Origin of the sequence: Panacagrimonas perspica (genome assembly GCF_004364935.1) — a bacterium.
GTDB classification, from domain to species: domain Bacteria; phylum Pseudomonadota; class Gammaproteobacteria; order Nevskiales; family Nevskiaceae; genus Panacagrimonas; species Panacagrimonas perspica.
This window is the reverse complement of sequence record NZ_SOBT01000008.1, coordinates 1,094,945-1,107,518: the sequence shown is the minus strand read 5'-3', so window position 1 is coordinate 1,107,518 and position 12,574 is coordinate 1,094,945. Positions and strand designations below refer to the sequence as shown.

Genomic DNA, 12,574 nt, shown 5'->3' with positions numbered 1-12,574 from the left:
GATCGTCGTGGCCAGCATCGTCGGCTGCGTATGGCTGCTGCTGGCCAACCGCAAGGGAAAGTCCGGCGACACGACAGGACATGTCTGGGACGACGATCTTTCCGAGTACAACAACCCTCTGCCGCGATGGTGGTTCAATCTGTTCGTCCTGACCGTCGTCTTTGCCGTGGGATACCTCGCCTTCTATCCGGGGCTCGGTAACCTCGCGGGCCGCCTCGGGTGGACCTCCACTCAGGAGATGGAGGAGGGCTTGGCAAAGCTGACTGAGCAGCGCACCGCCCAGTACGCGCGCTACGTCAGCTACTCGGTGGACCAGCTGGCGCAGGACGCCGGCGCGCGATCGATGGGTCGCGCGGTGTTCCTGAGCAACTGCGCCGGATGCCACGGTCCCGACGCGCGCGGCGCGATCGGCTTCCCGGATCTCACCGATCAGGATTGGCTCTATGGCGGTGACGCGGAGACCCTGCTCGCGACCATCAAGTCGGGGCGCACTTCCAAAATGCCGGCATTCAACGGCGCCCTGTCCCCCGAGCAGCTCCAGGCCCTGGTCAACTTCGTTCCCTTCTGGTCGGACAAGGAGCTGGATCCCCATGCGCGCGAAGTGGGCATGGCCGCGTTCGCCGGAATGTGCGCCGCTTGCCATGGTGCGGAAGGCAAGGGCAACGTGACCCTGGGAGCGCCCAACCTCACGGACGACGTATGGTTGTTCGGCGGATCGCAGGAGCGCGTACGCAATTCGATCCTGTGGGGTCGCGAGAGCCACATGCCGGCGCACGACACGTTGATCTCGCCTGACGAGCAACGGCTGGTCGCGGGCTATATCAAGTCGCTGTCGGAGAAGCAGTCGGGCGCGGAGGTTTTGCAGACTCCCCCGGCGCCCCCGTCGCAGCAACGGACGGCGGCTCTCCCGTGAGCCGCAGAAAGCGTACCGACGCGACACTGACCGGACGTGCGCACGCGGATCTCGGCCGCAGCCCGACACTGCGCCAGGTCGCGACCGTCGGCTGGTCGACGTTCCTGGGTGCGAGCCTTGCCTTGCTCGTGTGGCTGATGCTGCCCGCGGACTGGCTCGAACCGCCGATGTCGATGGCCAGGCTCGCCGCGGCGTTCGGGATCTGCCTGGTCCTCGCGCTGGTCCCGGCGACTTGCCAGGCGCTGCTCTGCGATTGCGACGCGTCCGGAGGCTCCCGTGCGCGCTGATCCGGCCCCCGAGAAACTGGTCTCGATGTACGAATCGGGTGCACGGATCCAGCCGCGCCGCGCGAAGGGCCGTTTCCAGACGCTGCGCGCGCTGTCGATGACGACGCTCCTGGGTCTGTTCTACCTCGTTCCCTGGCTGCAGTGGAGCGGGCATCCGCTGGTCTGGCTCGACCTGCCGCACCGGCGCTTTCACCTGGGCGGACTGACCCTGGTGCCGCAGGACCTGATCCTGCTGTCGATCCTGCTGCTGGTCGCAGCCATGACCCTGTTCCTGTTCACCAACATTCTCGGCCGCGTGTGGTGTGGCTTCGCCTGTCCGCAGACAGTATGGACCGAGGCCTTCCTCTGGATGGAACAGCTGTGCGAAGGCGATCGCCATGCGCGGCTGCAGCTGGATCGGCAGCGGTGGAATGCGCGCAAGCTTCTGCGTCGCGGCAGCAAGCACCTGCTGTGGGCGATCTTCGGGCTGTTCACGGGGCTGTCCTTTGTCGCCTACTTCGTTCCGGCGCGCGAAATCTTTCCCGCTGCGCTGCAGTTCCAGCTCGGCGGCTGGACCTTGTTCTGGTCGCTGTTCTATGGATTCACGACATGGGGCAACGCGGGCTTCATGCGCGAACAGGTATGCAAGTACATGTGCCCGTACGCCCGTTTCCAATCGGCGATGTTCGACCGCGACACGCAGATCATCGCCTACATCCCAGCGCGCGGAGAGCCGCGCAAGACCATGGCGAAGAAGCAGGGCGCGTCGCCCGGTGACTGCATTGACTGCTCGCTGTGCGTCCAGGTCTGCCCCGTCGGCATCGACATCCGGAAAGGCCTGCAGTACGAGTGCATTGCCTGCGCGGCCTGCGTGGACGTCTGCGACGGGGTCATGGACACCGTAGGGAAGCCGCGTGGACTGATCCGCTATACCTCCGAGAACCAGTCGGAAGGGAAGCCGCATCGCTGGTTGCGTCCGCGCTCGATCGGCTACGCGACGGTCTGGCTCGCGTCCCTGGCCGGGCTGTGCGTCATGCTTTGGCTGCGATCGCCCATCAAGTTCGACGTCCTGCGTGACCGTCACACCCTGGTGCGCGAACGCGCGAATGGCGCGCTCGAGAACCTGTACACGTTCAAGTTCACCAACGAGGACGATCGTGTGCACCGGTTTCGTATCGACGCGCGCTTGGATGACGGCACCGTGATGGAGGCCATTCCGGCAGAGATTTCGGTCGGGAGCGGCCTGACGACCGCCACGCCGGTGACCTTGCGGCTGCCACCACAAAAGGCGCGGCTTGCGACCGTCGTCGAAGTGAGCGTGCGGGCGACGGCGGACGAAGCTCCCTCGATGGCTGTCAGTCGCGACGTACGTTTCGTCACTTCGGACGGAAGCTAGTTGACGAGGATCAATGCCGGAGGTTGCCGAGCGGAGCAGAGTCGTCGTCGTCCCACCCGTCGCTACCGAACCCGACATGCCGGATCCAAAAAAATCCCCGTTGCGCATCTTCGAGCTGTGGCTGGCATTGGCCATCCCCGTCGCAACGGTGATCGCCCTGATCGGCTATCTGCACGTCGCGTCGAAGTCGGGATTCACCGAAATCGCTGAACCGGCGGCGACACCGCCTTGAATGCCGAGGGCGCAGCGCAGGTGGCCGCGCTGGAGGCGAGCCTTGCGACGGATCGGGATAAATCGGCGCCGCCTTCCGCCGTCCATCTCGCGCTGGACGGCGTTCATTGCGCGCGCTGCGAAAACCGTCTGCGTGACCTGATTGGCGGACGGATTGCGACGCTCGAACTGGATCTCGTCTCCCGGACCGCGGCGCTGACGCCGCGCGCCGGAGGACCATCGCTCGCGCAACTGCTTCTGGAATTGAAGAACGCGGGCTTCGAGCCACGCGTACTGGGCGAGGACGATCCGGTGGTCACGATGCGTCCTGCGCGGCGACGCGACATGGCCCGCATCGGCGTCGCCATCATCGGGGCGATGCAGGTGATGATGTTCGCTTGGCCGAGCTATTTCGATGGTGTCCCGGACCCGACCATCGCCAGCTTGATGCGGTGGGCGCAGTTCGCCGTGGCGATCCCGGTCGTGGCCTACGCAGGATGGCCGTTCCTCGCCGGCGCGGCGCGCACATTGCGTGCGCGCACCCTGACGATGGATGTGCCGGTTGCGCTGTCCTTGGTGATGGCGACCGCGGTGTCGGCGTGGCGAACGTTCGACGGAAGCGGACCCCTCTATTTCGATACCGCGACGATGTTTGTCGCGCTACTGCTGACGGGCCGGCACTTTGAAAGCGCCACCCGTGCACAGGCTACGCAGCGCCTGCGCCAGCTGGCCGAGGGGCCGCCTGCGACAGCGCGCCGGATCGAAGGCGATGAGATCTGCATCGTGAAAACGCTGTTGCTGTCGCCTGGCGACCGGGTCAGCGTCGCGCCCGGCGAGGCGCTGCCCGTCGATGGCCAGGTCGAGCAGCCTGCGGAATTCGATGAGTCGCTGCTGACCGGCGAATCCCGCCCGGTCACGCGCGCGCGGGGCGACACCGCCTTCGCCGGGAGCCTGAACGTCGGCGCATCGCCGATCGTGCTGCGAACGCTCGCTGGTGTCGGTCGCACGCGCTCTTCGGAGATCCTGCATCTGCTGCGTCGCGCGGCGGCCCGCAAGCCTGCGGTCCAGCAACGAGCCGACCAGGTGGCCGGCTGGTTCACCTTGGCGGTGCTGGTGCTCGCCGCCGCGGGTGCCGCACTCGCCGCTCGTTCCGGCGCAGACGCCGCGCTGTCGGTGGCACTTGCAGTCCTGGTCGCGAGTTGTCCCTGTGCGCTGTCGCTTGCGGTGCCTGCCTGCCTGGCAGCGGCCACCTCGCGCCTGGCGGCCCACGGCGTTCTGGTGACGCGTGCAGACCGGCTGCTGAAGCTCGCCCAGGCCGATACGGCGCTGCTCGACAAGACCGGTACGCTCACGCACGCGCGGCTGCACCTCGACCGGATCGACCCTTTGCGCGGTGCGACCGCGCAACAGGTACTGCGCATCGCCAGCAGCCTCGAATCCGGTCTGCGCCATCCAATCGCGCTGGCTTTTTTCGCTGCCGCGAGCGGCAGCGCCGCGACCCAGGTCCGTGTCGAAGCGGGTCGTGGCGTTGAAGGCTTCGTGGACGGACGTCGGTACCGCATCGGGCCCGCAACGGAACGCATCGCCGGCCAGGATGACGCGCTGACCTGGATCACGCTGTCCGACGAGCAAGGGTCGCTGGCCCATTTCGGTCTGTCGGCGCCGGTCCGCGACGAAGCTTTCGAAACGATCGACCGCCTCGACCGTCTTGGCCTTCGTGTCGAACTGCTGACCGGCGATACCACTGCGCCGGCACGACGCATTGCCAGCGCCCTGCGCATCCCGAAGTTCGCCGCCGGGCAGACCCCGGAAGACAAGCTGGCACGGCTGCGTGCGCTGCAGGCGCAAGGGGGCGTCGTGCTGTGCGTGGGCGACGGACTGAACGACGCACCGTTCTTGGCGGCGGCGGACGCATCGTTCGCCATGCCCGGGGGATCGGCGGTGGCTCAGGCACGCGCGGATTTCGTGCTGGTCAGCGACCGTCTCGACGGCCTGCCGCTTGCGATCGACGTGGCGCGGCAGGTGCGCAAGCGCATCCGCCAGAACCTGGCGTGGGCAGCGCTCTACAACCTGTCGGTTCTGCCCTTGGCGATGGTGGGCTGGCTCCCGCCGTGGCTCGCCGCGGCCGGCATGTCCCTGTCGTCGCTCGTGGTCGTGGCCAACGCGATGCGCCTGCGCCTGCCGGAGAAAAAGTGATGGAAAGCCTCTACCTGTTGATTCCGCTTGGCGTCGTCACAGTGGTGGGATTCGCCGGGATCTTCATCGCCGCGGCCCTGAACGGCCAGTTCGAGGAGCTTGACCGCCAGCAGCTCGAGCTGCCGGACGACGAGTAATTCCTATCCAGCGCAAACCTTGCGCGCGGTATGACCTGCATCATCGCGAGCAGGGAACACTGGGCACGCAACGTCCTCGCTGGCATCACCGTCGGTGTCGAGGCGCCGGCACTGGCAATGGCCTTCGCGATCGCCTCCGGCGCATCGCCCGGACAAGGTCTCGTGACACAACCATCATCGGTGGCTGGCGGCCCGTAGCCCTTTCCCTGCTGCGCCGCCCGAGGTCTGCGCATCAGCGCGCGCGCCAGTACCGTTGCATCTCGAGAAACGTGAACGAGGCCGACCAGGTGAGCAGGACGAACCCCGCCAGGGCCTCGCAGCCCAGGATCAGGCGGATCGGCCCCACCGGCGTCAGGTCGCCGTATCCGACGGTGGTGTAGGTCATGGACGACATGTAGATCGCGTCCACGAGCGGCAGCGGATTGGCGCCGGCGATGTGCCCGACGCCGGCGAGCTGCACGGCGAAGTAGATGCCCACGCCGAAGATGCCGATCTCGATCATGTGCAGCAGCATGATCGCGACGATCAGGAACAGAATGCGCGCGCGGGACTGCAGACGAAGGTGCGGCATCGTGTAGTTCAGCCGTTCCAGCGCCTCGAAGTGCACGAACGCCGCGAGTGCCATCAGTCCGGCCGTCAGCGCTGCCACGCCGACGTGAGTCGATGCCGGAGTCGTCAGCAGCGGAAGGACGTCGGGATTCATGTCACGCGGAATCGGTCAGGACGGGTTGTGGACTTCACGGTTTCCTGCGCCGGGGAACGGCGGCGTGTCGACGACGGAACCGTGTTTGCAGACTCGCCTTGAAGGAGCGCACCCGCATTGACGGGCGTCAACAACCGGTTGCGGCAACCCGCAGCCGGTTGCGCCGCGAAAATTGATGCAGGTCAACGTGGCACGGAGCGCTCCTGTCCATAGTGAGGACACGCAATCTCGGTTGAACTCCCATGTCCGTTCCAACTGGTCGGCAGCCTCGTTCCAGCGATGCGCTGTTTCTGGTCCTGATCGTGCCTGTCGCCATCCTGGTGGCCGCGGCGATGATCCGCGTGGTATCCGAATTCGGATTCACGGCTCTCGGAGAGCCTGCTGTCATCGAGCTTCCCGGCCATTGATGCAGGTCGGCGAAGGACCGGATCGCCGGACGTCCGCGCACACGCCATGAACAACAGCCTCGCACTTGCCAGCCTGAGCGTGCCCGCGATGATGGGCGCCGGCCTCTCGTCGGGCGCGCATTGCGCGGTGATGTGCGGCCTGCTGCAGGCAAGACAATCGGGTGCGGCAGCGATCGCGCGGCATCTCGGCCGGCTAGGGGCATACGTGTTGCTCGGCGCGATCGCGGGCGGGGCAGGGCAGTGGCTGCTCCGATCGGCGTCGTGGCTGCCCTTCGGCGAAGGCCTCCGGACAGCGTTGCTTCCGATCTTGCTGCTCCTCCTGCTCCTGCGATCGCAACGTCGCGCACCTGCGGCGTGTTGTGTCCCGCCGAGCCGGAGCGGGCTGCCACGGCAGGCGATGGCAGGCCTCGTGACCGGCCTGGTGCCCTGCGTACCGTTGTACGCCGCCGCGGGTTACGCGGTGCTTTCGGCTTCCGCTGCCAGTGGGGCGCTACTGCTGCTGGCTTTCGGGATCGGCACGATCCCTCCGGTACAGGCAGGCGCGTGGGCGTGGGCGCGGGCGGGGCAAGCAGGCAGGAAACAGGCGCTGAGGAATGTCCCGCTACTGGTCGGTCTCGTGACCAGCACGGCAGCGCTGCTGATGTGGCTGGCGCTGGCCCGCTCCGCGCCGTGGTGCCTGTCCTGACCCGCTGGATCGACACCGGCCCGAAGCGGAAGGCCATTCACGCGCGGCAGGATCAAAGCGGGAGCGGAGCGTCGACTCCCGCGTGATCGCGTGTAGCGGGCGGGACGACAGAAAGGATGGGGTGTACCGGTGAATGCCGGCAATCGAGACCGTCCCGCGTCGGCGGCATGGGCGCAGCGTCGAGGGGCTGAGTGTCCAGGACGCCCCGAAAGGCCCTCGCGCAGGCCCTGCATTGCGTCGCGTGGACCACCGCCTGCAAGCGTTTTTGATCGATGGTCTTCCGGCAACATTCGCAGGAATTTCCTCGGCCCCGTTCGATGTGGGAGATCGCGTGCTCGATCCGCCCCAGTTCCGCCAGGGCGCTGTTCTCCAGTCGCTCGAGCACCGCGTGGGTCGACGCCTCGAACGCGCGGTCTACGGACTCGGGCCCTGGAGAATCCGGATCGCGCGTACGCTCGACCCGCAGACGTCGGAGTTGATCGTGGACTTCCTTGCGTCTTTTCTTCAGTGCGCTGCGGCGCGCGGTGATCGACTTCATGTCGGACTCCTTTGAGAGTCCTCAGCGTCGTACGCGGCGTGGTGGTAATCGTTGACCTGGGTCAACGTCGCCGGCGATCGCCTCCCATGAACGAGGGCCACTGCGGCGATTCGGTCGCGGAATGCAGCGCGTTTCGTATGTGTTGCAGCCTGCGTGCAGATGTCGACGCGCTCCGAAGCGAACATGATCGTTCGCGAGCTCGTGTTGACGCCCGTCAATGCCGTCGAGGGGCCACGACAACAGGATGGCGCCCGCCGCTGCCCGGACTCGCGCCATGACCGACACCTCGTTCGACCTAGACCTCTTGCGCCGCTACGACGTTGCGGCGCCGCGCTATACGTCCTATCCGACTGCGCAGCACTTCGCGCCGCTCTCGTCGGACGACCACGAGAAGGCCGTCATGCGCAGCAACCAGCTCGCGCCGGGGACGCCGCTGTCGCTGTACGTGCATGCCCCGTTCTGCGCGAGCCCCTGCTTCTACTGCGGCTGTACGCGCGTCATCACGCGCGACCAGGGATCGATGAACCGCTACCTGCACGCGCTGCGACGAGAGATCGGGATGCAAGGCCGGCTGTTCGGCGCCACGCGTGCGGTGGAGCAACTCCACTTCGGCGGCGGAACGCCCACCTACTACGATGATCTCCAGCTCCTGGCGGTGCTGGAGCAGATCCGGCGCGATTTCGGGTTCGTGCCGAACTCGCGCCGCGAGTTCTCCATCGAGATCGATCCTCGGACTGTCGATGCGGCGCGGCTCGGCCGCTTGGCCGCAATGGGCTTCAACCGCATCTCGCTGGGCGTGCAGGATTTCGATCCCTCGGTGCAGGCTGCGGTCAACCGGATCCAGGCGCCGGAAATGGTCGAGTCGCTCGTGCACGAGGCGCGGCGTCTGAACATGCGCTCGGTTTCGTTCGACCTGATCTACGGCTTGCCCCGGCAGACGCCGGAGAGGTTCTCTCACACGCTGGAGCGGGTAGCCGCGTTACGGCCCGATCGCGTCGCGATCTATGGTTACGCGCACCTGCCCGCCATGTTCAAGGCGCAGCGCCGGATTCGGACAGACGAACTTCCGGATGCGCCCCTGCGGCTGCGGCTGATGCAGCTGGCAACGGGGCGGCTCGGCGCCGCTGGTTACGTCCACATCGGCATGGACCACTTCGCGCTGCCCGGCGACGAGTTGGTGACCGCGTTGCGCGACCATCGCTTGCAGCGCAATTTCCAGGGCTACTCCACCCGCGCGGGCCTGGACCTCGTCGGCGTGGGCATGAGCAGCATCAGCCGCATCGGCGACGCGTACACCCAGAACGCGCGCGGCTTGACGGCTTATCTCCAGGCGATCGAATCCGGTCTCCTTGCGACGGAGCGGGGCGCAGTGCTGACACGCGAGGACCAACTGCGTGCGGCCGTGATCGAGCGGATCCTCTGCGGTCGCGACGTGCACTACGGGCCGCTGCATGCACGCTTCGGCATCGACGCCCGGCACCATTTCCGGGAGGCACTGGATCGGATTGCTACCGCCCAACGGGATGGCCTCGTCGAACTTCAACCGGGTCGGCTGTCGATCACCGCGCGCGGTCGCCATTTCCTGCGCGCTCTGGCGATGCCATTCGACGCCTACGCGAATCCGGCCAGTGCTCCGGAAGCAGCACGCAAGCGGCTCGTCGCAGGCACGGCGCCGAACGTGCAGTGAATCTCGTTGACCCCGGTCAATGCCGTGCACGCTCGCACGCGACACGATACACGTCATGAAACTGCTCCCGACCTTTTCCACCCGAAGTGCCCCCACGCTGACCGCTCCTGAGCCGGTGCACGAGGTATCCCAGGGCCGGTTCGAACGCGCCGTCGACCGCGCCTACCGAGAGATGGTCGAGGAGCGTCCGCGGTCGGATGTGCTTCGCAACCTTTGCCAGGGCATCGCGGATTCTCACGGGTTGCCGCTGGTGGCTTTGCTGCGACGTCACGACGGCGGCGCGCTCGAGATCGAAGCGACCTCCCGCGAGACGCTGCTGTGGGCGGAGTTGACGCGGCTGCCGGAGCGCTGCGACGGCACGATCGTCGGGAACGGCCCCGGTTCGCGCGCTCTTCAGACCCGGGAAACCGTAGCCGTGAACGTGGACGAGCCGGGCTTCAGTCCGTGGCGAGAGGCCGCGATGCGCGACGGCATCGTCCGCGTCTGCGCCCGCCCGCTGGAGTTCGAGGAGCCGGGATGGGTGCTGATGTTGTGTGCGTCGCGCCTGTCACCGGCCTGGGCCTGCGACGAGGACGATGCCTTGTTGGTGGCAGCGGCCTGCGCGCGCGTGATTGCCGCGAGCCGTCTTCTCGCCCGGCGCACACTGCTCGCAACGGCCCTGAGCGGCGCCGGCAACGCCGCCTTCATCGCCGATATCGAAGGGCGCATCACGTGGTGCAACGCGTCCTTCTGTGATTTGACGGGCTATTCGCGAGAGGACGTGATCGGGAGAAATCCCCGCTTCCTGAGTTCGGGCCGCCATGGCGTGCGCCATTACCGGGGGCTCTGGAATACGATTCGCAGCGGCGAGATATGGCGCGGCGAGACCGTTGACCGCGACCGTTCCGGGGCAGCGTTCACCGCCAACCAGACAATCAGCCCGTTTGGCACGGAAGGGCGCGTGACTCACTATCTCGCCGTCTACGACGACGTCAGCCGCAAGAAGGCGGAAGAGGTCCGTCGTGAGCTGTGTTCGACGCGCGACGCGCTGACGGGACTGATGCATCGTGCGGCGCTCGAGCACTGCCTTTCGGAACGACTTTCGAGACGTCAGCCTGTCTCCATCGGGGTGATTGCCGCGCGCCGTCTGGCTGCGATCGAGGGACTGGGCGGCGACGCCTTCGAGACGTTCCAGTCCGAGATCCAGTCCCGCTTGCTGGAGACGCTGGGAGCCGAACGCGCCGCTCGCATGTCGGCCGGTGAATACCTGGTGGATCTTCCCGAGGATGCCGAGAATGCCGACCGGCTCGTGGAGACATTGATGCACGATCTCCGCGAACCCTACCCACTGATCGGAGAGATTTCCGGTATCGACCTGCGTATCGGTCGCGCGCGATCGCCGGCGGACGGCGACACCGTCGAGGCGCTGCTGCTGGCCGCAGACCGGTCGCTGGGTGCAGAGCCGATGGCGCCCGCGCGCCGCTACATGGAGATGCAGGCCGATTGACACGGATCAACGCGTGCAGGTCCCCGGCGCGCTCCAATGGATGAGTCACCAGGAGCCGCCATGAGCCTTGCCAAACTGATCCTTGCCGTCGTCGATCCCGCGATGCACGTCACCCCGGGCGCCCGTCGCGCGATTGAACTGGCGCGGCGCAGCGGTGCCCGCGTACATCTTTTCATGCCGACCTTCAACCCGCGCATTGATGCGACGGCCGAGCTGGTCGATCCCGAAGTCGAGCAGCTCGCGCGTCAGCAGTTCATCGACATTCGGCTGCGGTGGCTTGCCCAATGGACGGCCGACCTCGTGTCGCAGGGGCTGCGTGCGACGTGCGAGGTGACCTGGGCGCGCAAAGAGTACGAAGCCGTGATCGGCAAGGTGCTCGAAATCGGTGTCGACTTGGTGGTCAAGGACCTTCGGCGCGATTCGGTACTGCATCGTTGGAGCGCCATCCGCAGTTCCGACTGGCGCCTGACTCGCCTGTGCCCGGTGCCGGTGATGCTGGTCCAGGCGGACGCACCGTTGCTGCCATCTCGCATCGCGGCGGCGGTGAATCCGACCCATCCGGAGGCGCATCCTGCCGGGCTGGACGACCGCGTGGTGAAGACCGCGCTGCCGATCGCCATGACCTGCGGCGCTTCGCTCGAACTGCTACACGTCTTTCCCTATCGCCGTGAGGATGAAGGGATGGCCGCGAAGATGGACGAGCTGATCGGCGAACTGCGCGAGGAAGACCGTCTCGCGTTCAACCGATTCGCCGACCGGAACAGCGTCCCCCAGGAGCAACGCATGTTGCTCGGCGGCGACCCGGTGACGGAGACGCTGCGTCACACCGAGACTGCGGGGATCGGCCTGCTCGTGATCGGCAGCCGCTATCGGAGCGGTCTGGATCGCTTCATCCTGGGCAGCAACGCCGAGGCCCTGGTCTCCCAGGCGACCTGCGATCTGCTCGTCGTGCGGCCCGAAGACTTCGGCCGGGAGTTGACTCGGCATCGCGCGCTCGAGGCACTCGAGCGGCACGAAGCCGCTAGGACGGCGGTTTAGCCGGCAAGGCAACAGCATTTTTCCGAATGCAGGACGGATCCGCCACAGCGAATGACCCAACAAGGAAGGCCGGGCCGAATCTCCTTCGGCCCGGCCTGACGTGCGCGATCAAAGGGCGACGGGTTCGGCCAGTTTGGTGAGCGAGGGGCGATTCATCAGCGTGATGCGCTTGTCCGAGCAGGCAACCCAGCCATTCTTTTCGAAGCGGGCCAGAACCCGGCAGACCGTTTCGGTCGCAAGTCGCAGGTAGCTGCCCATCTCGCGGCGGGTCATCGGCAGGCGGACTACGTCGCCCGAGCCGATGCGGGAGTGGACGAAAAGCAGGAAGGCGGCGACCCGCTGGTCAGCGCTGAATTCGCCCGAGAGCGCCATGGCGCGGCGCAGGGCCTCGCGGGTCTTCTTCAGCAGGTGAGTGGACATGAACGGGTCGACTTCCATCTGGTGACCCAGGTCGTTTAGGGAAATCGCGCAGACCTGCGAAGGCGACACCGCCGATGCCGCAGATGCCGACTGTTCGTCCCCCAGCGCATCCAGGCCGACGATGTCACCGGGAAAGTGGAAGGCGCGCACGTGTTCGTTGCCCAGCGAGTCGAGGGTGTAGGACTTGATGCAGCCGGCCCGGACGGTGAACAGGCCGGGAACGGGCATGCCGGCGTTCACCAAGTTGCCGCAACCCGGGATCTGCGGCGGCAGCAGGCTTACGGCCGCCCGCCAAGTGACCGCCTTGTCCGGGCAACGCGAGGCGCAATTCTGCACCGGGCAGACGTGGCAGTTGGGGGCAATGCGGTGCTGCGGGGCGATGTCGAAGGCCATGCCGATGTCTCCTGTGAACGTGGAGACAGCGTGCCGGGACGGCTGAGGCGGCAACATCCGGGATACCCGCAAGAGTCGCTGCGGGAACTACGTATGCCG

The 12,574-nt window shown here is 66.6% G+C and carries 14 protein-coding genes; 11 read left to right on the top strand and 3 right to left on the bottom strand.

The window, feature by feature from the left end; genetic code table 11:
• The first annotated feature begins 7 nt into the window (after nt 1-7).
• Genes ccoP through DFR24_RS04995 form a run of 6 tightly spaced genes read left to right on the top strand, consistent with a single transcriptional unit; the run spans nt 8 to nt 5,118 of the window.
• Nucleotides 8-913, top strand: a complete 906-nt coding sequence (ccoP, locus tag DFR24_RS05020; protein WP_246051519.1) for a cytochrome-c oxidase, cbb3-type subunit III — start codon at nt 8-10, stop codon at nt 911-913.
• Nucleotides 910-1,200 carry a hypothetical protein gene (locus tag DFR24_RS05015; protein WP_133880221.1) on the top strand — a complete coding sequence of 97 codons (291 nt, stop codon included), beginning with the start codon at nt 910-912 and terminating at the stop codon, nt 1,198-1,200. The genes ccoP and DFR24_RS05015 overlap by 4 nt, the downstream gene beginning before the upstream one ends.
• Entirely contained in the window at nt 1,190-2,575 is a 1,386-nt protein-coding gene (gene ccoG, locus DFR24_RS05010) for a cytochrome c oxidase accessory protein CcoG (protein ID WP_246051518.1), read from the top strand. Before DFR24_RS05015 ends, ccoG begins: the two co-directional genes overlap by 11 nt.
• A 13-nt stretch (nt 2,576-2,588) precedes the next feature.
• Nucleotides 2,589-2,807 (top strand): hypothetical protein, encoded by a 219-nt coding sequence (locus DFR24_RS05005; protein WP_133880220.1) that lies wholly within the window; start codon nt 2,589-2,591, stop codon nt 2,805-2,807.
• Nucleotides 2,804-4,981 (top strand): heavy metal translocating P-type ATPase, encoded by a 2,178-nt coding sequence (locus DFR24_RS05000; protein ID WP_133880219.1) that lies wholly within the window; start codon nt 2,804-2,806, stop codon nt 4,979-4,981. Before DFR24_RS05005 ends, DFR24_RS05000 begins: the two co-directional genes overlap by 4 nt.
• The gene (locus DFR24_RS04995; protein ID WP_133880218.1) at nt 4,981-5,118 is read left to right on the top strand and encodes a cbb3-type cytochrome oxidase assembly protein; all 138 of its coding nucleotides are present in this window, start codon (nt 4,981-4,983) and stop codon (nt 5,116-5,118) included. The genes DFR24_RS05000 and DFR24_RS04995 overlap by 1 nt, the downstream gene beginning before the upstream one ends.
• A 232-nt stretch (nt 5,119-5,350) precedes the next feature.
• Here the strand turns inward: DFR24_RS04995 and DFR24_RS04990 are convergent, their stop codons facing one another.
• Nucleotides 5,351-5,821, bottom strand: a complete 471-nt coding sequence (locus DFR24_RS04990; protein ID WP_133880217.1) for a potassium channel family protein — start codon at nt 5,819-5,821, stop codon at nt 5,351-5,353.
• A gap of 242 nt (nt 5,822-6,063) precedes the next feature.
• On the opposite strand from DFR24_RS04990, the gene DFR24_RS24350 reads away from it, so the two are divergent.
• A complete protein-coding gene (locus DFR24_RS24350) occupies nt 6,064-6,228 on the top strand; it encodes a hypothetical protein (RefSeq protein ID WP_162851049.1) in 165 nt (54 codons plus the stop codon).
• Nucleotides 6,229-6,274: 46 nt separating this feature from the next.
• Nucleotides 6,275-6,913, top strand: a complete 639-nt coding sequence (locus tag DFR24_RS04985) for a sulfite exporter TauE/SafE family protein (protein WP_133880216.1) — start codon at nt 6,275-6,277, stop codon at nt 6,911-6,913.
• Nucleotides 6,914-6,965: 52 nt separating this feature from the next.
• Here DFR24_RS04985 and DFR24_RS04980 read toward each other — a convergent pair whose 3' ends face one another.
• Nucleotides 6,966-7,451 (bottom strand): TraR/DksA C4-type zinc finger protein, encoded by a 486-nt coding sequence (locus DFR24_RS04980; protein WP_133880215.1) that lies wholly within the window; start codon nt 7,449-7,451, stop codon nt 6,966-6,968.
• Nucleotides 7,452-7,725: 274 nt separating this feature from the next.
• Between DFR24_RS04980 and hemN the strand changes: the two genes are divergently transcribed.
• From hemN to DFR24_RS04965, 3 genes are read left to right on the top strand one after another with little or no spacing between them, the layout of a single operon-like run.
• Nucleotides 7,726-9,138 (top strand): oxygen-independent coproporphyrinogen III oxidase, encoded by a 1,413-nt coding sequence (gene hemN, locus DFR24_RS04975; RefSeq protein ID WP_133880214.1) that lies wholly within the window; start codon nt 7,726-7,728, stop codon nt 9,136-9,138.
• A gap of 55 nt (nt 9,139-9,193) precedes the next feature.
• A complete protein-coding gene (locus DFR24_RS04970; RefSeq protein ID WP_162851048.1) occupies nt 9,194-10,624 on the top strand; it encodes a sensor domain-containing diguanylate cyclase in 1,431 nt (476 codons plus the stop codon).
• 60 nt (nt 10,625-10,684) lie between these two features.
• Entirely contained in the window at nt 10,685-11,662 is a 978-nt protein-coding gene (locus DFR24_RS04965; protein ID WP_162851047.1) for a universal stress protein, read from the top strand.
• A 108-nt stretch (nt 11,663-11,770) separates the two neighbouring features.
• Here the strand turns inward: DFR24_RS04965 and DFR24_RS04960 are convergent, their stop codons facing one another.
• Entirely contained in the window at nt 11,771-12,475 is a 705-nt protein-coding gene (locus DFR24_RS04960) for a Crp/Fnr family transcriptional regulator (RefSeq protein ID WP_162851046.1), read from the bottom strand.
• Between the last annotated feature and the right edge of the window lie 99 nt (nt 12,476-12,574).

Excerpts from the sequence above, each read along its gene's own strand:
- DFR24_RS05005 (WP_133880220.1), top strand. The coding sequence starts at position 2,589 with ATGCCGGAGGTTGCCGAGCGGAGCAGAGTCGTCGTCGTCCCACCCGTC.
- DFR24_RS04995 (WP_133880218.1), top strand. The coding sequence starts at position 4,981 with ATGGAAAGCCTCTACCTGTTGATTCCGCTTGGCGTCGTCACAGTGGTG.
- DFR24_RS04990 (WP_133880217.1), bottom strand. The coding sequence starts at position 5,821 with ATGAATCCCGACGTCCTTCCGCTGCTGACGACTCCGGCATCGACTCAC.
- DFR24_RS24350 (WP_162851049.1), top strand. The coding sequence starts at position 6,064 with ATGTCCGTTCCAACTGGTCGGCAGCCTCGTTCCAGCGATGCGCTGTTT.
- DFR24_RS04985 (WP_133880216.1), top strand. The coding sequence starts at position 6,275 with ATGAACAACAGCCTCGCACTTGCCAGCCTGAGCGTGCCCGCGATGATG.
- DFR24_RS04980 (WP_133880215.1), bottom strand. The coding sequence starts at position 7,451 with ATGAAGTCGATCACCGCGCGCCGCAGCGCACTGAAGAAAAGACGCAAG.
- hemN (WP_133880214.1), top strand. The coding sequence starts at position 7,726 with ATGACCGACACCTCGTTCGACCTAGACCTCTTGCGCCGCTACGACGTT.
- DFR24_RS04970 (WP_162851048.1), top strand. The coding sequence starts at position 9,194 with ATGAAACTGCTCCCGACCTTTTCCACCCGAAGTGCCCCCACGCTGACC.
- DFR24_RS04965 (WP_162851047.1), top strand. The coding sequence starts at position 10,685 with ATGAGCCTTGCCAAACTGATCCTTGCCGTCGTCGATCCCGCGATGCAC.
- DFR24_RS04960 (WP_162851046.1), bottom strand. The coding sequence starts at position 12,475 with ATGGCCTTCGACATCGCCCCGCAGCACCGCATTGCCCCCAACTGCCAC.